This is a genomic window from Streptomyces sp. CRN 30, assembly GCF_034105845.1.
The window spans coordinates 1-21,116 of sequence record NZ_JAVRHI010000252.1 but is presented as its reverse complement, the minus strand read 5'-3'; the positions used below and the strand labels follow the sequence as shown (position 1 = coordinate 21,116).

General features: G+C 72.9%; 19 protein-coding genes. 2 read left to right on the top strand and 17 right to left on the bottom strand.

The features are described from left to right. The 15 genes from UW392_RS26470 to UW392_RS26405 form a co-directional block, all read right to left on the bottom strand. The coding region (locus tag UW392_RS26470; protein ID WP_320777638.1) for a phosphoadenosine phosphosulfate reductase family protein at positions 1-201 on the bottom strand (201 nt) is incomplete at its 3' end. Further along, positions 198-767 (bottom strand): adenylyl-sulfate kinase, encoded by a 570-nt coding sequence (cysC, locus tag UW392_RS26465; protein WP_320777637.1) that lies wholly within the window; start codon positions 765-767, stop codon positions 198-200. The genes cysC and UW392_RS26470, both read right to left, overlap by 4 nt. Then, positions 764-1,474, bottom strand: a complete 711-nt coding sequence (locus UW392_RS26460) for a phosphoadenylyl-sulfate reductase (RefSeq protein ID WP_320777636.1) — start codon at positions 1,472-1,474, stop codon at positions 764-766. The genes cysC and UW392_RS26460 overlap by 4 nt, the downstream gene beginning before the upstream one ends. Continuing rightward, positions 1,471-1,650 carry a hypothetical protein gene (locus tag UW392_RS26455; RefSeq protein WP_320777635.1) on the bottom strand — a complete coding sequence of 60 codons (180 nt, stop codon included), beginning with the start codon at positions 1,648-1,650 and terminating at the stop codon, positions 1,471-1,473. Before UW392_RS26455 ends, UW392_RS26460 begins: the two co-directional genes overlap by 4 nt. Then, positions 1,647-3,344: a nitrite/sulfite reductase gene (locus tag UW392_RS26450; protein WP_320777634.1), complete on the bottom strand. Its 1,698-nt coding sequence runs from the start codon at positions 3,342-3,344 to the stop codon at positions 1,647-1,649. The genes UW392_RS26455 and UW392_RS26450 overlap by 4 nt, the downstream gene beginning before the upstream one ends. A 128-nt stretch (positions 3,345-3,472) precedes the next feature. Further along, positions 3,473-3,556: a putative leader peptide gene (locus UW392_RS67060; RefSeq protein WP_310591794.1), complete on the bottom strand. Its 84-nt coding sequence runs from the start codon at positions 3,554-3,556 to the stop codon at positions 3,473-3,475. A gap of 127 nt (positions 3,557-3,683) precedes the next feature. After that, positions 3,684-4,256, bottom strand: coding sequence for a GNAT family N-acetyltransferase (locus tag UW392_RS26445; protein ID WP_320777633.1), 573 nt, complete (start codon positions 4,254-4,256; stop codon positions 3,684-3,686). 69 nt (positions 4,257-4,325) lie between these two features. Then, positions 4,326-5,639, bottom strand: a complete 1,314-nt coding sequence (locus UW392_RS26440) for a hypothetical protein (RefSeq protein WP_320777632.1) — start codon at positions 5,637-5,639, stop codon at positions 4,326-4,328. A 204-nt stretch (positions 5,640-5,843) separates the two neighbouring features. Continuing rightward, the gene (locus tag UW392_RS26435; protein ID WP_320777631.1) at positions 5,844-7,142 is read right to left on the bottom strand and encodes a GAF domain-containing protein; all 1,299 of its coding nucleotides are present in this window, start codon (positions 7,140-7,142) and stop codon (positions 5,844-5,846) included. A gap of 274 nt (positions 7,143-7,416) precedes the next feature. Further along, positions 7,417-9,060 (bottom strand): acyl-CoA dehydrogenase family protein, encoded by a 1,644-nt coding sequence (locus UW392_RS26430; protein WP_320777630.1) that lies wholly within the window; start codon positions 9,058-9,060, stop codon positions 7,417-7,419. A gap of 64 nt (positions 9,061-9,124) precedes the next feature. Beyond that, positions 9,125-10,093 (bottom strand): 2,3-diaminopropionate biosynthesis protein SbnA, encoded by a 969-nt coding sequence (gene sbnA / locus UW392_RS26425; protein ID WP_320777629.1) that lies wholly within the window; start codon positions 10,091-10,093, stop codon positions 9,125-9,127. A gap of 35 nt (positions 10,094-10,128) precedes the next feature. After that, positions 10,129-11,172: a 2,3-diaminopropionate biosynthesis protein SbnB gene (gene sbnB / locus UW392_RS26420; RefSeq protein ID WP_320777628.1), complete on the bottom strand. Its 1,044-nt coding sequence runs from the start codon at positions 11,170-11,172 to the stop codon at positions 10,129-10,131. After that, positions 11,169-12,167 carry a TauD/TfdA family dioxygenase gene (locus tag UW392_RS26415; protein WP_320777627.1) on the bottom strand — a complete coding sequence of 333 codons (999 nt, stop codon included), beginning with the start codon at positions 12,165-12,167 and terminating at the stop codon, positions 11,169-11,171. Before UW392_RS26415 ends, sbnB begins: the two co-directional genes overlap by 4 nt. A gap of 92 nt (positions 12,168-12,259) precedes the next feature. Further along, positions 12,260-14,545, bottom strand: coding sequence for a non-ribosomal peptide synthetase (locus UW392_RS26410; RefSeq protein WP_320777626.1), 2,286 nt, complete (start codon positions 14,543-14,545; stop codon positions 12,260-12,262). Positions 14,546-14,582: 37 nt separating this feature from the next. Continuing rightward, complete coding sequence (locus UW392_RS26405) at positions 14,583-17,072, bottom strand: Pls/PosA family non-ribosomal peptide synthetase (protein ID WP_414496702.1); 2,490 nt, start codon at positions 17,070-17,072, stop codon at positions 14,583-14,585. A gap of 469 nt (positions 17,073-17,541) precedes the next feature. On the opposite strand from UW392_RS26405, the gene UW392_RS26400 reads away from it, so the two are divergent. Then, positions 17,542-18,696, top strand: a complete 1,155-nt coding sequence (locus UW392_RS26400) for a YihY/virulence factor BrkB family protein (RefSeq protein WP_320777624.1) — start codon at positions 17,542-17,544, stop codon at positions 18,694-18,696. A 42-nt stretch (positions 18,697-18,738) separates the two neighbouring features. Here UW392_RS26400 and UW392_RS26395 read toward each other — a convergent pair whose 3' ends face one another. Beyond that, a complete protein-coding gene (locus UW392_RS26395) occupies positions 18,739-19,584 on the bottom strand; it encodes an NAD(P)H-binding protein (protein ID WP_320777623.1) in 846 nt (281 codons plus the stop codon). Positions 19,585-19,711: 127 nt separating this feature from the next. Between UW392_RS26395 and UW392_RS26390 the strand changes: the two genes are divergently transcribed. Then, on the top strand, positions 19,712-20,398 hold the full coding sequence (locus tag UW392_RS26390) for a helix-turn-helix transcriptional regulator (RefSeq protein WP_320777622.1): 687 nt from the start codon (positions 19,712-19,714) through the stop codon (positions 20,396-20,398). On the opposite strand, the gene UW392_RS26385 is transcribed toward UW392_RS26390, so the two are convergent. Next, the gene (locus UW392_RS26385; RefSeq protein WP_320777621.1) at positions 20,375-20,788 is read right to left on the bottom strand and encodes a VOC family protein; all 414 of its coding nucleotides are present in this window, start codon (positions 20,786-20,788) and stop codon (positions 20,375-20,377) included. The two genes, UW392_RS26390 and UW392_RS26385, sit on opposite strands and share 24 nt — an antisense overlap. Positions 20,789-21,116 lie beyond the last annotated feature (328 nt).

Sequence of the window (21,116 nt, the reverse complement as noted above, 5' to 3'; positions counted from 1 at the left end):
GGGTGCGGGGGCGAAGGCCTTCAGTGCGAGGTGGAGCATGACGATGGAGTCCTTGCCGCCGGAGAAGAGGATCACCGGTCGTTCGAACTCGCCCGCGACCTCGCGGAAGATGTGCACCGCCTCGGACTCCAGCGCGTCCAGGTGCGACAGGGCGTACGGGCTGTCCGTGTCCTCCTCGGACGCGGCGACGGTCGTCGTCATGCCAGTCCCCTTTCGCTCAGCAGGGCGTGCACCGCCGCGGCGGATTCCTGGACGGTCTGGTGCTGCGACTCGATGCGCAGATCGGGAGCGTCGGGCTCCTCGTAGGGGTCGTCGACCCCGGTGAGCCCGGTCAGCTCACCCGCGGCCTGCTGGGCGTACAGGCCCTTCACGTCCCGCTCGCTGCACACCTCGACCGGCGTCGCGACGTGCACCTCCAGGTACGGCGTGCCGTTCTCCTGGTGGCGCTTGCGCACCGCCTCGCGGCTGTCCGCGTACGGCGCGATCACCGGGACGAGCGCGAGCACCCCGTTGCGGGCGAGCAGCTCGGCGACGAAGCCGATGCGCCCCACATTGACGTGCCGGTCCTCACGGCTGAAGCCGAGGCCCGCGGAGATGAACTCGCGGATCTCGTCGCCGTCGAGCACCTCCACCGGGCGGCCCTCGGCGCGCAGCCGGCCGGCCAGCTCGTGGGCGATGGTGGTCTTGCCGGCGCTGGGCAGGCCCGTGAGCCAGACGGTGGCTCCGCTCGTCACGTGGTTCTCCTGAATCTCCGGTGTAGATGTCATCCGTGCAGCCCGCACTCGGTCTTGTTGCGGCCCGCCCAGCGGCCGGCGCGCGCGTCCTCGCCCGCCAGGACCCGGCGGGTGCAGGGGGCGCAGCCGACGGACGCGTAGCCGTCCATCAGCAGCGGATTCGTCAGCACGCCGTGCTCCGCCACATAGGCGTCCACGTCGTCCTGGGTCCAGCGGGCGATGGGGGAGACCTTGACCTTGCGCCGCTTCTCGTCCCAGCCGACGACCGGGGTGTTCGCCCGGGTGGGGGACTCGTCGCGGCGCAGTCCGGTCGCCCAGGCCACGTAGTCGGTCAGGCCCTCTTCCAGCGGCTTGACCTTGCGCAGCGCGCAGCACAGGTCGGGGTCGCGGTCGTGGAGCCTCGGGCCGTACTCGGCGTCCTGCTCGGCGACGGTCTGCCGCGGGGTGAGGGTGATGACGTTGACGTCCATCACGGCCTCGACCGCGTCGCGGGTGCCGATGGTCTCCTCGAAGTGGTAGCCGGTGTCGAGGAACACCACGTCGACACCGGGCATCGCGCGGGAGGCGAGGTGGGCCACCACCGCGTCCTCCATGGAGGAGGTGACACAGAAGCGCTTGCCGAAGGTGTCCGCGGCCCACCGGAGGATCTCCGGTGCGGAGGCGTCCTCCAGGTCGCGGCCCGCCCGCTCGGCGAGCGCCTTCAGATCGTCGGTCGTACGCTCTTCCTGAAGTGCCGTCATATCGGTTCCCCTCCCGAGGGGTCGGGCTGGAGGCCCCGGGCCAGCAGCCCGAGGAACTTCAGCTGGAATGCGCGGTTGCACGCCGCGCATTCCCAGGCGCCGTGGCCCTGCTCGTTCGGACGCAGGTCCTCGTCGCCGCAGTAGGGGCAGTAGAAGGGAGCGGCCCGCTCGCTCATGAGAGGGCCTCCTCCGAGGCACGCGCGGCCCAGGTCGCGAAGCGCTCGCCGTCGGCGCGCTCGGCCTGGTAGCGCCTGAGCACCCGCTCGATGTAGTCGGGCAGTTCGTCCGAGGTGACCTTCAGGCCGCGCACCTTGCGGCCGAAGCCGGGCTCCAGGCCGAGGGCGCCGCCCAGGTGCACCTGGTAGCCCTCCACCTGCTCGCCCGCGTCGTCGACGACGAGCTGGCCCTTGAGACCGATGTCCGCGACCTGGATGCGGGCGCAGGCGTTGGGGCAGCCGTTGAGGTTGATGGTGAGCGGCTCGTCGAACTCCGGGAGGCGGCGCTCCAGTTCGTCGATGAGCTTCGAGCCGCGCGCCTTGGTCTCGACGATGGCCAGCTTGCAGAACTCGATGCCGGTGCAGGCCATGGTGCCGCGCCGGAACGTGGACGGCTTCGCGGTGAGGTCGAGCGCCTCCAGGGCGTCCACCAGCGAGTCGACCTGGTCCTGCTCGATGTCGAGGATGATCATCTTCTGTTCGACGGTGGTGCGCACCCGGCCGGAGCCGTGCGCCTCCGCCACCTCGGCGATCTTGGCGAGGGTGGTGCCGTCGACCCGGCCGACGCGCGGCGCGAAGCCGACGTAGAAGCGGCCGTCCCGCTGCCGGTGCACGCCGACGTGGTCGCGCCAGCGGGCCACCGGCTCGGCGGGCGCCGGTCCGTCGGTGAGCTTGCGCCCCAGGTAGTCGTCCTCCAGCACCTGGCGGAACTTCTCCGGGCCCCAGTCGGCGACGAGGAACTTCAGCCGGGCGCGGTTGCGCAGCCGCCGGTAGCCGTGGTCACGGAAGATCGAGATGACGCCCTCGTAGACGTCCGGGACGTCCTCGATCGGCACCCAGGCGTTCAGCCGCACGCCGAGCTTGGGGTTGGTGGACAGGCCGCCGCCGACCCACAGGTCGAAACCCGGGCCGTGCTCGGGGTGTTCCACGCCGACGAACGCCACGTCGTTGATCTCGTGCACGACGTCCAGGACCGGCGATCCCGAGATGGCCGTCTTGAACTTCCGGGGGAGGTTCGAATAGGCGGGGTTGTTCAGGACCCGCCGCTTCATCTCCTCCAGGGCCGGGGTGCCGTCGATGATCTCGTCCTCGGCGATGCCCGCCACCGGGGAGCCGATCATCACGCGGGGCGTGTCGCCGCAGGCGGTGACCGTGGACAGGCCGACGGCCTCCAGGCGCTCCCAGATCGCGGGCACGTCCTCGATCCGGATCCAGTGGTACTGGACGTTCTGCCGGTCGGTGATGTCGGCGGTGCCGCGCGCGAACTCCTGCGAGACCTCGCCGATGACGCGGAGCTGCTCGGTGGTCAGCCGGCCGCCGTCGATGCGGACGCGCAGCATGAAGTACTCGTCGTCCAGCTCCTCCGGCTCCAGGACCGCGGTCTTGCCGCCGTCGATGCCGGGCTTGCGCTGCGTGTACAGGCCCCACCAGCGCATCCGGCCGCGCAGGTCGTTGGGGTCGATCGAGTCGAACCCCCGCTTGGAGTAGATCGTCTCAATACGTGTCCGTACGTTGAGACCGTCGTCGTCCTTCTTGAACTGCTCGTTGCCGTTGAGCGGGGTGAAGTGACCCGCGGCCCACTGACCCTCGCCGCGGTGACGGCTCACCTTGCGGCGGGGAGTCGTGGCGGCAGGCTTCGGCGGGGTGGCGGCCATGGTGGACACGTCCTTCGGGACAGGCGGGAAACATGTCTGACCTGCGCGTACGGGCGCATGGGCAGGGTGCGCGGCGGCGCGCGGAGATCAGGTGGAGACCAAGAGGGACCGGTGCTGCTGGAGAACTCTCAGCGCGCCGGACAGATGGCGCTGGACATGCGGCCGAGATCGACGTGGCGTCGACTCACCAAGGCGATTCCAGTTCCAGACATGACGGAAGCGTGGCACGGAGATCTGGACACAGTCCAGCTTCGTCCGGGATGCGGACACTCGTGTCTCGCAGAGCAAGACAAACGTGTTGTCGGTCACATGGACCGGTCCGACGGGTGTCGGCGCAGGTCAGACGGGGAACGCACCGGGCCACGGCCCGGGGGCCGGCCCGACCCGCTCCTCCGTCACCTCGGTGTCGAACAGGCGGAAGCCCCGGCGCCGGTAGTTGTCCAGCGCGTGCTCGCCGTCCTTGCTGCACGTGTGCAGCCAGACCCGCTTGGTCGGCGGCAGCAGAGGCCACCGCTCCGCGAGGTCCCAGGCGCGGGCGGTGGCGTACGAGAGCAGGTGCCCGCCGATGCGGCGGCCCCGGAACGCCGGGATCAGCCCGAAGTACTCGATCTCCACCACGCCGTCGTCCCCGGCGACCAGTTCGGTGTACCCGGCGGGTGTGGAGCGGTCGTAGGCGACCCAGGTCTCCACGCCGGGCCGCTCCAGGTGCTCCTGCCACCGCGCGTACGTCCACCCCAGCCGGTCGGTCCACCGGATGTCGCCGCCGACCGCGGCGTAGAGGAAGCGGCTGAACTCCGGCGAGGGCACCTCGGCGCGGACGATCCGGACGTCCCCCTCCGGGGCGTCGGACGGCAGCAGGTCGGCCGGGGCCGTCTGCTCCAGGGACCAGGTGGTCACGGGGATGGTGGTCATGACGGCCAGGCAATCACCCGACCGGCCTCCTTGTCGACGCCCGCCCGGCCGGGCGCGCCTGGGGCAGCCCTAGCCGAGCGCGCCCGTCACCGACTTCAGCGGCACGGCGAACAGCGTGTGGCCCGCCTGGGACCAGACCTCGCCCGTGCCGGGCGCGTACGACAGGGAACCCGCCCGGCCGCTCCAGCAGCGGTGCGAGCGGTCGGCGCCGCACTCGGTGGCCCGGGACCCCTTCGTGTCCGTGCGCCACAGCGTGCCGCGCCCGTCGTCCGTGGTGCCGAGCGCGCCGCCCAGGTACCACTCGGAGCGGTCCTCGCCGGCCGCGCGGTGGGCCAGCACGCCCCGCACGCCGCGCGCCCGCGTCTCGTACGCCTCGCGGACCTCGGCCCGCCCCGCGGAGTCGACGGCCGGCAGCCCCGTACGGCCGGGGTCGGTGCTGAGGGCGTAGCGCCACAGCCGCGTCGGACGGTCGTCGTCCACGGGTACGGACTCGCCCGCGACCAGGCTGTCCGGCGACGTGGAGCGGTCCAGGGAGAGGACGGCGGGGCGCCCCGCGCCGGGGAGGCCGTCGGCCTCGTAGGAGGCGACGGCGGGCAGTACGTAGCGGTGGCCGTGGGCCGACCAGCCGCCCGGGACACGGCCCACGGTGGCGTCGGCGGACGTGGTCCGCTGGATGCGGTGCAGGTCGTAGACGTAGAGCGCGTTGCCGTCGCCGGTGCCCGCGGTGACCAGCAGCTTGTCCTGGTACCAGACCATGCCGGAGACGGGGGAGGCCAGCGGCCGGTAGTCGCGGCCGCCGTCGACGGGCAGGACCAGCAGCGCGGAGGCGTAGCGCAGCCGCCCGCCGTCCTCGGCGGCGTCGACGAAGGAGACCCGCGCCACGCGCCCGCCGGTGGCGGCGTCCTCGCGGGACCAGGCCGACAGCACGACCTCGTCGGCGCCCCAGCGGCCGTCGTCGTCGGCGTCCGCCGAGGTGGTGACGGCCCCCGGCGACCAGCCGTCGGTGTCGGCCGCGTCCCAGCAGTAGGCCCGGGTGGCGGCCGGTGCGATCGGCAGGGACTCCCGCTCCGCGTCGGAGCAGTCGGCGGAGGAACGCAGCGTGCGGTCGGCGGAGTCGAGGACCGCGCCGACGCCCACCGGGGAGCCCATCGAATCGGCGAGCCGGCCCAGCCAGCCCTTCGGGACCCGGTGTTCCGTCAGGCCCAGCCGCCCGGTGTCGGCGGATGCCGTGAGCGGCTTCAGACCGCCTGGGCCGTCGGTGACCTTCGCCTGGGACGCGCTGATCATCGTGGCGGCGGCCGTGAGCGCCAGGGCCGCGCCGGTCAGCGTGGCCCGCAGCGCCCTGCCCCGCCTGCGCCGGCGGTGTCTGCCGCGATGCGTCATGAGAACCTCCCGAGGCTGCCGAGCAACTGCGCCCGGTGGTCCGAGCGTTGACCGAGGAGCAGGTGGGACGGCCCGGTGAGCGACTCTACGGCAGCAACCGGCCCACGGGGACGCGGGTCCCGTAAAAGAGTGGAAAGAACCGCGCTCCGCCCCCCTTTCGCAGCAGCTTCGGCCACACTCCGCCCGCGACCCCGGTACGGTCGGTCACGACCGGCCGAGTCCAGCGGGCCCGGCGCGTCCGTTCTCGTGGCGGAGCGCGCCGATCATCGGGGACGTCGAGTGGGGGAGCAGGTCCAGCGGATCGGCGGGCAGCAGCACATCGACCTCCGCGTCCTCGCTGAAACGATACGGCCGGTGGGCCAGCAGCGCCCCGAGGTACCGCCGCACCCGGGACATCTCCGCCCGCACGGTCACCGTGCGCGCCGGGTCGCCGAACATGTCCGACGCCAGCCCCGCCGCGCTGCGCCCCGTGCGGTGCACGGCCAGCAGACAGAGCAGCTCGGCGTGGCGGGGACTCAGCTCGTGCGTCCAGGCGCCCACACCGCCCAGCACCCGCACCGACCAGCGCCGCGGCTGCCGCAGATCGAGCACGATCCGGGTGGCGCCCTGCGGTACGGGCTCCTCCGCGGCCCGTACCAGCCAGCCCCCGGCCAGCGGCTCCACCGAGCACGGCCCGACCCCCGGCAGCCACCGCGGCTGAGGCGCCCCCGGCTTCGGCACGGTGATCCGGTCGGTGTACGGCATCCCCGTCACCGCCGCCGTCCAGCCGTCCCGGTCCACCACCAGCGCCCGGCCCTCGATCCGGGCCAGCACCGGGGCCGCCACCGCCCGCAGCCGCTCCAGCGACCGCGTGTGCAGGTCCCGCAGCCGCGCCTCGGCGAGCTTGGCCACCGCGCCGACCCACGCGAGCGTCGCGGGATGCATCGTCTCCAGCGGCCCGCTCACGTCGACCACCCCGAGCAGCCGCCCGTCACGGGGGTCCGTGATCGGTGCCCCCGCGCAGGTCCAGGCCGCGTGCGAGCGGACGAAGTGCTCCGCGGCGAAGACCTGCACGGGCCGCCGGGTGACCGCCGGGGTGCCGATGCCGTTGGTCCCGACCACGTCCTCCCGCCAGTCCGCGCCGAGTTCGAAGCCGAGCCCGTCGGCCTTGCGCAGCACCCCCGGACTGCCCTCCCGCCACAGCACCCGGCCCTCGTCGTCCGCGACGACCATGATGTGCCGGGCCTCGTCCACGGCCGGAAGCAGCCCCTCCCGCAGCACCGGCAGCACATGCCGCAGCTCGGAGGTCTCCCGCCGCCGCTCCACCTCGGCGCGGGGCAGCAGCCCGGCGTGGAAGTCGTGGTCGGGGTCGACGCCGCTGCGCACCATCCGCTCCCAGGACCGCTCGATCACCGGGCGCGGCGCCGCCGGCACGGGCCCGCCGCTCAGCACGGCGGAACGGACTTCGTCGAGCACCCGGGCCGCGTGCACGGTGCCGGCGGCCACCCCCTGTGTCACGTCCATCGGCGAGAGCATCACCGGTTTCGTCCTCCCCGGAGCTGGGATCGCGCATCCGTCTGGCCTGTACGTCTCATTCTGACCGCTTGTCCCGACGGTGGATACACAGTCCGCACACAGCGGAGGGCGGATTTGCAACCCCCTGCAACTCTGGTGGACGCCCCGGCGGTTGTCCCACACTTGACCCGCGCCGCCGGGAGCGGCGCACACGGCCTCAACGGGCCAGTGAGCGGGGGTGGTGCCGTGTCGGCGCAGCACCACCCCCGTGCAGGCGTACGGATCAAGCCACCGGACGCGCCCGTTCCACCACGGACGCCAGGTCGAGAGTGGCCGGCAGCGTGCCGAACGCCGCGCCCCCGTCCCCGCCGAGGCGCGCGGCGCAGAACGCGTCGGCGACCTCCGGCGGCGCGTACCGGACCAGCAGCGCCCCCTGGAGGACCAGCGCCAGCCGCTCCGCCAGCCGCCGCGCCCCGCCCTCGGCGTCCGCGAGGTCGGCCAGCCGGGTGAGCAGGTCCCGGATCGCCGCGTCCAGCCGGTGGTCGGCGCCGCGCGCCCGCCCGACCTCCCGGAGATAGGCGTCCATCGCCGCGGGCTCCCGCCGGATCGCCCGCAGCACGTCCAGCGCCTGGACGTTTCCGGCGCCCTCCCAGACCGAGTTCAGCGGCGACTCCCGTACCAGCCGGGGCATCCCCGACTCCTCGACGTACCCGTTGCCGCCCAGGCACTCGGCCGCCTCCACCGCCACCGGCGCGCACCGCTTGGTCACCCAGTACTTCGCCGCCGGCACCGCGAGCCGCAGCAGCGCCCGTTCCCCCTCGTCGCCCTCGCCGGCGGCGTCGCAGGCCGCCGCGAGCCGCAGCCCGAGCGTAGTCGCCGCCTCCGACTCGACCGCGAGGTCGGCCAGGACGTTGCGCATCAGCGGCTGGTCGACGAGTTTCGCGCCGAACGCCGCCCGGTGGGAGGTGTGGTGCACGGCCTGCGCGACCGCCTGCCGCATGAGGCCCGCCGAGCCCAGTACGCAGTCCAGCCGGGTCGCCGCGACCATGCCGATGATGGTGCGCACCCCGGCGCCCTCCTCGCCGACCCGGCGCGCCCAGGTCCCCGCGAACTCGACCTCCGCGGAGGCGTTGGAGCGGTTGCCCAGCTTGTCCTTCAGCCGCTGGATCAGGAAGACGTTGCGGGTGCCGTCCGCGAGGACCCGCGGCACCAGGAAGCAGGTCAGCCCCTCCGGTGCCTGCGCCAGCACCAGGAAGCCGTCCGACATCGGCGCCGAGCAGAACCACTTGTGCCCGGTCAGCTCGTAGGTGCCGGCCTCCGCCAGCGGCCGGGCGGCGGTGGTGTTGGCCCGCACGTCGCTGCCGCCCTGCTTCTCCGTCATGCCCATCCCGAAGAGCGCCCCGGCCTTGAGGTGCGCCGGGCGCAGCCCGCGGTCGTAGACCATCGAGGTCAGCCGCGGTTCCCACTCGGCGGCCAGGGCCGGGTCGGCGCGCAGCGCGGGCACCGCCGCGTGCGTCATCGACAGCGGACAGCAGTTGCCCGCCTCGACCTGCGTCCACATCAGGAAGGCCGCGGCGCGCCGGACGTGCCCGCCGGGCCGGGTCCACGCGGCGGTCAGTCCGGCCGCGACGCCCTTGCCGAGGAGCCGGTGCCACGCCGGGTGGAACTCGACCTCGTCCACGCGGTGGCCGTACCGGTCGTGCGTGTGCAGCACCGGCGCGTGGGCGTTGGCCTGCGCGCCCCATTCCTGCGCCTGCGCCGACCCGCAGCTGCGGCCGAGGCCGGACAGTTCCGCCCGTGCCTCGTCGGCCGTGTCCGGCGCCAGATGCCGGCCGACCGCGTCCGTGAGGGCGCGGTCGGCGGCGAAGACGTCGTACCCGACGAGCGGCGGGGCCTGGTTCGTCACGGTGTGGGTGCTGCCAGTCATGGAGTGCAACCTACCCGCGCGCACCACGGCGCGCGCACCGCGGACACCGGCCGTGCCGCCCTGGTCAGGCGGGACGCGCCATGGCCAGGGTCTTGGACTCGACGGTGTCGGACATCCAGCCGTCGCGGTAGACGGTGTCGAGATAGCGCTCGCCCAGGTCGGGGGCGATCGCCACCGCGGTGACACCGCGCCGGCCGTGCCGTTCCAGCCACTCCTCGGCGCCGCTGACCACGGTGCCGGTGGAGCCGCCGAACAGGAAGCCCCGGGCGGCCAGCCGGCGGCACATCCGCACCGCGTCCGGCTCCTCCACCCGCACCACGTCGTCCACGTAACTGGTGTCGAGCAGCGGCGGCGGGACGCTCATGCCGAGGCCGGGGATCATCCGGTGGCCGGGCGGCCCGCCGAACGTCACCGAGCCGACGGTGTCCACCGCCACGATCCGCACCGGGCGGCGCCAGTTCCAGAACCAGCGGGCGCACCCCATCAGGGTGCCGGTCGTGCCCGCCCCGAGGAACAGGACGTCCAGGTCGGGAAAGCGGCGGGCGATGGCGGGCGCGGTGGTGCGGTAGTGCGCCCGCCAGTTGCCCTGGTTGCTGTACTGGTTCAGCCACACGTACCGCTCGTCCGACGCGCACAGCGCCCGGACGTACCCGAGCCGGGCGCCCAGGAAACCGCCGTGCAGGTCGGGCCGGTCGATGACGTGCACCCGGGCGCCGAGCGTCTCCATCAGCCGGATCGTGGACAGGTTGCAGCGCGAGTCGGTCACGCACAGGAACCGGTGTCCCCGGCTCGCGGCGATCACGCTGAGCGCGACGCCCAGGTTGCCGGAGGACGACTCGACCAGGACGGAGCCCGGCCGCAGCCGCCCGTCCCGCTCGGCGGCGTCCACCATCTCCCGGGCGGCCTTCATCTTGACCGACCCGGCGAAGTTGAAGCCTTCGCACTTCAGGTACAGCGGAAGCTCCAGCGACGCCCTGAGGTCGACGTAGAGCTCCTCTTCGTTGTATTGCGCGGGATCCGATATCACAGGCATGGTGCCCCCCTCATCATGCGCCACGAAACCGCTGGTCAGCCGTGTCGGCGCAGCTCGTGGAAGAATCCGTCGACCACGCGCAGCCGGCCCTCGCGGGCCACCTGGTCGTGGACGAACCTGCCGACCGCCAGGTCGAGCACCCCCAGCCCGAAGGGCGAGAACACCACGGTGCGGTCCTCCGGGACGGTGACCCGCCCGGTCAGTACGTCGTTCAGCGTGCCGTCGATGAAGTCCCGGCCCCCCGTGAGCTTCTCCGCCAGGTGCGGAGACGTCTCCGCCTTCAGGCAGTGCTCGACGTCGTCGACGAAGTTCGCGGACTCCAGCAGGATCCGCGGGTCGAGGTCCCGCAACGACACGTGCAGGACCAGTGGGTGATGCTGGAACCACGCCGTTTCGTGGATGTGCGGTTCCCCCGCGACCGTGGCGAACACCACCAGATCGCTTCCGCGCACCAGGCTCTCGGTGGAGTCGTGGACGGTGACCCGCCCCTTGCCGCCCGACCGCTCCAGATAGCCGCGGAACCCCCGCGCGCTCTCGGCGGACAGGTCGAACACGCCCGTCTCCTCGAACTCCCAGCCGGTCCCCACGAGATGGGTGTGGATGTACCGGGCGATCAGCCCGGTCCCGACGAACCCCACCCGCCGCGGTCGGACCCTGGTCCGGCTCAGCCGGTCCGCGGCCAGCGCCGCCGACGACGCCGTCCGCACCGCGCTGATCACCGAACTCTCCAGACAGGCGTACGGATAGCCGGTCTCCGGGTCGTTCAGGATCAGCACGGCGGAGGCGCGCGGCAGACCCGAGCGGGTGTTCTCCGGGAAACTGGAGATCCACTTGATGCCGTCCACGCGCAGCGGTCCGCCGAGCGAGGCGGGCAGCGCGATGATCCGGGCCGAGGGACGGTCCGGGAAGCGCAGGAAGTACGACGGCGGGTTGACCGAGTCGCCGGCGCCGTGCAGCCGGTAGACCGCCTCGACCACTTCGCCGACCTCGGGTTCACGGCCCTGGAGGACCTCCTGGACCTGCTCGCCGGGGACGACCGCGAAGCGCGGTGCGCCGAGGGCGTCGCGTGGGGTGCTCACAGCGGTTTCACCTCCCCGCCGGGGGCGTCCCCGACGACGCGGACCGGGTCGCCGAGCGCGGCCAGCACCTCGCGCGGCCCCTCGAACGGCTCCCGGCCGTGTGCGGTACGGATGTTGTCGACCAGCAGCAGGTCCCCGGTCTCCCAGGGCTCGCGCAGGGTGTGCCGGTCGTAGACGGCGTTGATCGCCCGCACGACGTCCTCGCCGATCGGGGCGCCGTCGCCGAAGCGCGTGTCGAACGGCAGGCCGTCCTCGCCGTACACGTCGGTCAGGTACTCGCGGACCTCGGGCTCCATCGTCCAGCGGCTCAGGAACGCGATCTGGTTGAACCAGCAGCGCCGTCCGTCGGCCGGGTGGCGCAGCACCGCGCCGCGGTGCTGCCGGGTGCGGAGCGTGCCGTCGGGCTGCCAGGACCACTCCACGGCGTTGGCGCGGCAGTACCGCTCCACCGCCTGCCGGTCGTCGGTGCCGAACGCCTCGGCGACCGAGGCGCCTATCTCGTCGTTGTAGCTCCGGGTCAGCAGCCAGCCCTCCCGTTCGAACCGCTCGGCGATGTCGGCGGGCAGGTCCCGCAGGACGTCGACGGCGTCGGCGAGGACGGTCGCGCCGCCCTCGGCGGGCGCCTCCAGGCAGGCGAAGCTCATCAGCCCCGGGAACTCCAGGGCGTAGCTGACCTCGTGGTGCATGCACATCTGCTGCTGGGCCGGCCACCGGGTGGCCGAGTACACGCCGTCGCCGTAGTCGCGGCGCGGCGCGAACGGCTCCCGGTCGGCCATCAGGCCGTCGGCCAGCCGCTTCAGGACGGGCGCGGCCGTCGCGGGGTCGGTCAGGCCCAGCCCGCGGACCAGGACCCGGCCGTGCCGGGCGACGGCGGCGCGCAGCGCCTCGCGGTGCCCGGCCGCCCAGGCGGCCGGGTCGGCGGTGGACCCGACACGCAGCAAGGGCGGCTTGTCCGGCGCGAGGTCGAGGCCGAGGGCCGTGGAGGAGGACGACATCGTGGGTGTTCCCTTCGGTGGTGCGTCGGAGCGGTCGTTCGGGGGTGGGGTGGTGCGGTGTGCCGGGGCCCGGGAGACCGGGGGTACGGCGTTCACGACGCGCGGCGTTCCAGCAGGTCGGCCAGGTCCGCGAGGACCGGGTGGGCGGTGACGTCCTTCAGGCTGACCGTCCGGTCCAGGGCGACCACCAGCTTCACGGCCGAGAGCGAGGTGCCGCCCCGGTCGAAGAAGTGGTCCCGCCGGCCGATCCGGTCCACCGGAATGCCCAGCGCCTGGGCCCAGACCGTCGCCAGCCGCCGCTCCACCGGGGTGTCCGGCGCCTCCCCGGCCGCGTCCAGCTCCCCGGCGAGCGCGGTCAGCGCCCGCCGGTCGACCTTGCCGTTGGCGGTCAGCGGCAGCCGGGGCCGCCAGTGCAGCACCGACGGCACCATGTACGGCGGCAGCGACGCCGCCAGCGGCTCCAGGACCGCCGGCGCGTCCAGCGGCTCGTCCCCGGCGCAGAACGCGACCAGTTGCGCGCCGCGCACGACGACCGCCGCCGCGTCCCGCACCCCGGCCACCCGCAGCAGCGCGCTCTCCACCTCGCCGAGTTCGATCCGGAACCCCCGGATCTTCACCATGCCGTCCTTGCGGCCGAGGAACTCCAGCTTCCCGTCGGGCAGCCACCGTCCCTGGTCACCGCTGCGGTACAGCCGCTCACCGGGCCGGTGCGGGTCCTCGGTGAACGCCGCCGCGGTCCGCTCCGGGTCGTTGACGTAGCCCCGCCCGACACAGACGCCGGAGAAGACGATCTCGCCCGGCGCGCCCAGCGGGACCGGTGCCAGGTTCCGGTCGACGACGTACACCCGTACGTTGGCCACCGGCCGGCCCAGCGGCACCCGGGCCGTGTCCGGGACCCGTCGCAGCACCTCGTGGTTGGTGTCGTCGGAGGTCTCCGTCAGCCCGTACGCGTTGACCAGCGGGATGTCGGGCCGGGCCGCGAACCACCGCCGCACCAGCTCCTTCTTGACCGCCTCCCCGGTGACCGACACCCGGCGCAGCCGCGGCAGTTCACGGGGCCGCTGCTCCAGCTCGGTGAGGACCGCCTCCAGATAGGACGGCACGACCTGGAGGACGGTGATCCGCCCCCGGGCGACGGTCTCGGTGAACCGCCGCACGTCCAGGATCGTGTCCTGCCCGACGAAGTGCGTCCGGCCGCCGACGACCAGCGCCGAGACGAGCTGCCACAGCGAGATGTCGAAGCACTGCGGCGCGGTCTGCGCGACCACGTCCGCGGGCCCGATGTCCAGGTCGTCGATCTTCGCGAACACGTGGTTCAGGAACCCGGCGTGCTCGCACATCGCGCCCTTCGGCTCCCCGGTGGACCCGGAGGTGAAGTAGATGTACGCGAGCTGGTCGCCGCCCACCTCCACCCCGAGGTCGTCGTCGGCGTGGTCCTCGGCCCACGCATCGTCGACGTACAGGACCGGCGCGTCGGTCCCGGCGGCGTCCAGCGTCGCCGTGGAACCCCGCTCGGTGAGGACGAACGCGCACCCGGCCCGGGTCAGGGTCGTCCCGATCCGCCCGGCCGGGAAGTGCGGCTCCACCGGCAGGTAGACCCCGCCCGCCTTGAACACGGCGACCACCGCGGCCAGCCACTCCAGATTCCGTTCCGTCACCACGGCGACGACGTCCTCGCGGGCGAGGCCCCGGGCCAGCAGCGCCCGGCCCAGCCGGTTGGCGCGCGCGTTCAGCTCCGCGTACGTCCACTCCCGCTCGCCGTCGGCCGCGGCGACCGCGTCGGGCTGGGCCGCCGCCCGGTCCTCGATCAGCTCGTGCACCCGCCGGTCGGGCAGCGCCCGCTCGGGTCCGGCCAGGCCGTCCAGCTGGAAGCGGAGTTCCTCCCGCGACAGCAGCCCGTGCCGCTCGTGGTCGGTGTCCGGCTCCGCGGCGATCCGGGTGAGCGCCGTCAGGTGGTACCCGGCGATCCGGGCGGCGGCCCCCGCGTCGAGGACGTCGGTGCGGTACCGCACGCGCAGCTTGCCGCCCGAGACGCCCACCCGCAGCACGGTGGCCGCGTCACAGGCGTCGGCGTCACCGCCGTACGGGTCGAGGACCGTGTCGTACGGCAGGTCGTCCGAGGCGGAGTTCCGGCCGGCCGCGGCCACCAGCTCCCGCCAGGTACCGGGCCGTACCGTCGTCCGGTACGGGCGCGGCCGGCCCCCTTCCGCCGGGACGTACCCGGTGGTGATCTCGGCCTCGCCGGTCAGCGCGGCCAGCGTCTTGGCGTGCGCGGCGAGCAGCGCGTCCGGTGTGCCCGGCACCTCCGGCGGCAGCGGCACGGCGTGCTCGGCCACCCCCGGCTCCGGCTCCCGCGTCCACGGTGTGATCGTGTACATGAGTCTTCTTCCCCCCCTGGTGGTCGGCCCGGAGCGCTCAGCGGCGTCCCAGGGCCACCGCCGGATTGCCGCCCCAGCGGGCGCCCGGCGGAACTTCCTCGCCCTTCATCAGGAATGAGTCGGCGGCGAGCACGGCGTCCCGCCCCATCGAGACGCCGTAGTGGACGAGCGAGCCGGTCTCCAGCGTGCAGCCGGCCCCGATCGTGATGCGGTCGGACTTGAAGGTGCCGTCCTCCTGCGAGTGCGCCTGCACCTTGGTGTGCGCGCCGAGCGTGACGTCGTCCCCGATCGACGTCAGGGTCCGCTCGGTGATGTAGACCCCGTCGTCGAAGACCCGGCGGCCCAGCCGCACGCCCAGCAGCCGCCACACCCAGTTCTTGAACGGCGTGCCGTTGAAGACGACCAGGTGCGTGTCGGGCACCTTCCACAGACGCTCGTGCCACCAGAAGTACGGGTCGTAGATCGAGCAGAGCTTCGGCTCCAGCGGCCGGAACCGCCCGACGGCCCGCTCCACCAGGATGTAGTAGCCGGTGCTGAACACCACCGCCGCCATCAGCGCCGCGCCGATCAGCAGACCGCCCGCCAGGCCCGAGGTGCCGTACAGGTCGACCGCGGCGAACCCCAGCACCGTCAGCCCGCACCAGTGCAGCCAGCGCAGGAACAGGAAGAGGGTCATCGACCGCAGGTTGAACCGGTTCTTCGCGGACAGCCGGCGGCGCAGCTCGTCGCCCTCGCGCAGGTGGTCGAAGCGGGTGTCGCGCTCGACGGTGCGCGGGATCTCGAACGGCGGCGAGCCCAGCAGGCCCACCCCGCTGCGGACCTCGCCGTCCAGCGGCACCATCACCTTCGTGGCCAGCAGCACGTCGTCACCGGTCCGGCCCCCCGCCGGGTACGCGATGTGGTTGCCGAGGAAGCTGCGCGCGCCGATCCGCGTCTCGGAGACCTTGAACGACGTCGAGGAGAAGTCGGCGTTCATCACCGAAAGACCGTCCGCGATCATCGTGCCGCGCCCGACCTTCGCCAGGTACGGCGTCTCGTGCTGCACGTCCGTGCCGAAGTTGGAGCCGGTCTGCTCCACGTGCGACAGGTCGTAGCCGATCAGCCGCAGGTAGCCGACGATGTACGAGCTGTCCCCGAACAGCCAGGTGAAGAACTTGACGTTGGTCAGCCGGGCGACGGCCCGCTGCGCCGAGTAGCCGAGCCCGTAGAGCGGGTAGACCCGGTCCGGGCGGAGCACCGCGGTCAGCATCCGCGGCACCAGCGTCACCATGGCCAGCCCGAGCACGATGAAGCCCAGGTACAGCGCCACGGACAGGCCCAGCGCCTGCGCGAAGAACGTCGCCGACCCCAGGTCCCGGGTCTCCGGCGAGACCAGTACGTCGAACGCCGGCACCGCGGTGATCAGCAGGTAGGAGCCGGCGAGCGTCAGCGGTGTGTATACGGTCAGCGTCTGCACGAGGGCCGCCACGGCGTATCCGACCCGGCGCGCGGAGGAGCAGGGAACGGCCGGAACCCGTATGTGGTCCACGTCCGTCGGCACGGCGGGCGAACCGTGCCGCCGCTCGCCCGCCGGGACCGAGGCGCCGTCGTAGAGGGCGGAGCCGTGCCCCAGCTGGGAGCCGTCGCCCATCACGGTGCCGATGTCCAGGACGGACTTCTCCCCGACGTACACGTCCCGGCCGAGCGTCACGCGGCCGGTGCGGACGCGCCCGGCGCGTGCCCGGTAGCCGAGGAAGTGCGCGTCCTTGCGGATCACCGTTCCCGAACCGATCGTCAGCAGGTCGGTGCAGACCGGCACGGTACGGGTCAGGATCGTCACCCCGCCGCCGATCCGGGCGCCCAGCGCCCGCAGGTACAGCACGTACAGCGGATTGCCGACGAACAGGATCAACGGGCTGGTGTGCAGCAGCGTCCTGACGGTCCAGAACCGGAAGTAGGCCGGCGACCAGACCGGGAACTCGGTCTCCTTCCACCGGCCGACGAGCACCCATTTCGCCACCACGGGCGTGACACAGGTCGCGAGGAACACGGCACTGCCGAACGCCACCGCGCGCAGATATACGGCGACGACGCCGTCCGCCTCGGCGAACCACGAGTATCCCCACGCGGCAGCCGTACCGGCGGCGAGGCAGTAGACGGCGAACACCAGGAACTGCGCGACGGCGCACAGTACATAACGTTTCGTGCTCCCCGGCGGCGCCGGTGGCTCGGGCGGCGCCGCCGGGGGCGCCGCCGATACCGGCGCGGTGTCGAGCGCCGCCGCCAGCCGGCGGATCGTCGGATGGCCGTAGACGTCCCGCATCGATACCGGCGCCAGATCGTCCCGCTTCCTGACCCGGGCGCAGAACTGCGCCATGAGCAGCGAATTGGCCCCGAGATCGTCGAAGAAGTGGCTGTCGACCGGTATGTGCTCCTTGGCGACGACACCGGCCAGCACCTCGGCGAGCGCGCCTTCGGTGACAGTCACGGTGCTGGTGTCGGTGCCGGAAGTTCCCACCACGTGTGCTCCCTGTACTGTGCCGTTCATGGACAGCGGAGAACTCCGGAAATGACGAACGACAAAACTCCGCCCCCCGGCGTTCGATAAAAGATCGGTGAAAAAAGAGAAGGGTGTTGACCCTGATTCCCCCGAGTCGAGCGCGGCTGGGCTGATTCCCCCCGGAAGGCCCAGCTAATGCAATCGAATTCTTTCGACTGCCCGGCGGGCGATACAAGCGCATTAAGGTACTTGACGCTTTCACGACCTCCATTGATCGCCGCGTATCAGGGCTGAGCCGGTCCTTCCGCCCGCCCGGCCGGGGAACTCACCCGAAGGACGGCGTAACCGTCGGAAAACCTTCCGTTTTCGGGACCGTCGAATCTCGGCCACCGCGGACATGTCAGAATCTTTCTGCTGGGTTTCGACCGCATTTCTGCCGTGTGCCGCGACCGGTGTGGAGGGAGGGTCCGGGGACCGCGGGATGAGCGGGGCCGCTCCCGGCGGATACCTTTAGGTCGTGCAGCCAGCAAGTGAACCCCCCGAGCGGCCGTCCGGACGGCTCCACCGGGCCCGTGCCCTCTACCGGAACGTATCCAAGCGCAGGACCGCGTGGCTGCTGCTGAAGGACACCGTCAACTCCTGCATGGAGTACCGCATCCTGGGCCTGGCGGCCGAGGCGGCCTTCTTCACGCTGCTGTCGGTGCCGCCGCTGCTGCTGAGCCTGCTCGGGCTGCTCGGCTACGTCGACCTGTGGATCGGCGCCGACACCACCGACAGCCTCCGCGCCAACATCCTGGACGCCTCCCGCACGGTCCTGTCCGAGCGCGGCGTCAAGGAGATCACCGAGCCGATCCTCGACGACGTGATGAAGGGCGGCCGGCCCGACGTCATCTCCATCGGCTTCCTCTTCGCGCTCTGGTCCGGCTCCCGCGCGGTGAACGTCTTCATCGACACCATCACCGTCATGTACGGCCTCGACGGCGTCCGCGGCATCGTCAAGACCCGGCTGCTGGCGTTCGGCCTGTTCATCGTGGCGCTGCTGATCGGCTCGGTGGCGCTGCCGCTGATGGTCGCCGGACCGGACGCGGTCGTCCGGATCGTGCCGTGGTCCACGACGCTCGTCCAGGTCCTGTACTGGCCGGTCGTCCTCGTCCTCTCGGTGGCGTTCCTGACCACGCTGTACCACGTGTCCGTGCCGGTGCGCTCGCAGTGGATCGAGGACGTGCCCGGCGCGCTCGTCGCCCTCGCCATGTGGGTCCTCGGCAGCTTCCTGCTGCGCATCTACCTCACCAGCACCGTCGAGGGCCCCACCATCTACGGCTCGCTGGCCGCGCCCGTCGCCGTCCTGCTGTGGATCGGCGTCTCGGCGTTCGCCGTCCTCGTCGGCGCGGCCGTCAACGCCGCCATCGACCGGGTCTGGCCCGCCGCCGCCACCGCCGCCGCCCGCGAGGCCAACGAGCGCGTCCGGCAGGCCCAGGTCGCCGAGTACGTGGCGCGGACCGCGCCGCCGCGCGGCGACGACGACCCCGACGACCCCGACGACGACATGCCCTCGGAGTTCCCCGAGCGCTGGTCGCGGTTCCTGCCGCCGGAGGACGTCACCTCACGCCTGCGGACCCACGTCAGGGCGACCCCGCGCGACGACGGGGGCCCGCAGGAGAAGCAGGGCTGACCGCGCGGCGGGCGGCAAGTCTCACGCGGCGGGCGGAAGGTCTCACGCCTTCCACGCGCCGGCCGCCGCGGCCTCCCGGGCGAACTCGGAGAAGTCGCGCGGCTCCCGCCCGAGGACCCGCCGCACCGCGTCCGTCGTCCGGGCGTTGCGGCCGTCCAGCACCGAGGCGAACAGCTCGACCAGCAGCTCCGCCTCGGCCCTGGGCACCCCGAAGCCGGTCAGCCGGTCCAGGTAGGCATGCGGCGGAACGCCCCGGTAGGTCAGCGGCCGTCCCGTCGCCCCGGCGATCTCCCCGACCGCCTGTTCGAAGGTGAGCAGCCGGGGCCCGGTGACGTCCAGGTTCTGCCCGACATAACGGTCCCCGGCCCGCACCACGGCCACCACCACGTCCGCGATGTCCCGCGCGTCGATGAACGGCTCGCCCACCTTGCCGCCGGGGAAGACCAGCTGCCCGTTCTGCCGCAACTCCTCCACCAGCGGGCCCTCGCTGAAGTTCTGCGCGAAGAACGAGGCCCGTACGACCGTCCACTCCGCGCCCGAACCGCGCACCGCGTCCTCGGTGGGCCGGGCCTGCTCCTCGCCCCGCGCCGACAGCAGCACCAGCCGCCGCACCCCGAGCCGCACCGCCTCCGTCGCGAAGGCGCCCATCGTCTCGGTGGCCTCGGGGGAGCCGACGTCGGAAGGCCAGACCAGATAGGCGGCGTCAGCGCCGCGCAGCGCGTCGGCCCAGGTGTCCCGGTCCCCCCAGTCGAAGCCGTGCGCCCGGGAGGCGGGCCGCACCGTCAGCCCGGCCGCCCGCGCGGACTCCGCCACCCGGCGCCCCGTACGGCCCGAGGCACCCGTCACGACCACCGTCGTCTCCGGCTCGTTCTTCGGGTTTCGTGTCATGCCGCCCAGTCAACTGCCGGGGACGGCGGGCGACCACGCTGAGGGAGAGGTTCCGCCGGGTTCCGTCGACTCTGGCGGAAACCGCCTCACCCGCCGGGCCGCACGGGCCCGGCGTAACCTGGCACCCGTGTACGCGGAACGCCCCGCGCGGCTGCCCGGCGCGGTCGTGTGGACCAGCACCCCGGACGGCACCGGACGCGTCCTGCCGGACGGCTGCATGGACCTGCTCTGGCACGACGGACGGCTGCTGGTCGCGGGCCCCGACACCCGTGCCCACGTCCCCGAGGCCGGCGGCGGCCGGTGGGCGGGCGTCCGCTTCCGCCCCGGTATCGCGCCGGCCCTCCTCGCCGTGCCCGCGCGCGAACTGCGCGACCGGCGCGTCGACCTCGCCGACCTCTGGCCCGCGTCCGCCGCCCGGCGGCTCACCGGCCTCGTGAACGCCGCGCCCGACCCGGTACGCGGCCTGGAGGCGGCGGCCCTCGCCCGCGCGGCCGACACCGGTCCGCCCGATCCGCTGGACCGGCGGATCGTCACCGCACTGGCCGCGGGGTGCCCGGTCGCGGCCGTCGCCGACGAGAGCGGGCTCGGCACGCGGCGACTGCACCGCCGCGCGCTCGCCGTCTTCGGCTACGGCCCGAAGACCCTGGCCCGCGTCCTGCGCCTCCAGCGCGCCCTCGCCCTCGCCCGGACGGGCGTACCGCTCGCCGACACCGCCGCCCGGACCGGGTACGCGGACCAGGCCCACCTCACCCGGGAGGTACGGGAGCTGACGGGCGTCCCCCCGACGGAACTACTCGGTCGACCGCTCGGTTGACGGCAGCGGGGCGAAGAGATCGACCCCGTTGCCGTCCGGGTCGTGCACGACGGCGTACCGCTGCCCCCAGACGGCGTCCCACGGCTTCAGCTCGCCGTGGACCCCGCCCCTGACCAACTCCTCGTAGAGCGCGTCCACCTCCGCGGGCGTCTCGCACAGCAGGGCGAGCGAGGCCCGGCCCCCGCCGGACGGCGGCCGGAACCCCGGGTGGAAGGAACGGACGGTCTCCTCGGTGTCGAGGAGCAGCCGGACGCCGCCCGGCAGCCCGGCCTCGGCGTGCGGCTGCGTCTCGGCGCCCTCCGGAAAGGCGAAGCCGAGACGGCGGTAGAAGCTCACGGAAGCGGCCATGTCGGAGACGACCAGGCCGACCGCGTCGAATCGTGGGGTCATGGGGCCACGGTAGGCAGGGGCGGGGCGGCCGGTCTTGAAGGAATCGGACAGTGCCGTCGCGCAGACCACGTTCTGCCGAGCCTCCGCCGGTTCGACGCGGGACTCAAGTCGTCCAAGGGGGGTGCGTACACCCTGCGGACGGTTGTGCTCCTGTTTGAATAGCCGTTCCGGCCGGGGGTGCGGCCGTGTGGTGCGACGGGGGTTGCTGCTGTGTCGATGATGCTGCCGGACTCGCTTGAGTGGGTCCTGGAGATGCTGGGTTACCGGTGGCCGACGGCGGACGAGGACAAGCTGCGGGAGTCGGCGCAGTTGTGGCGGACGTTCGGTG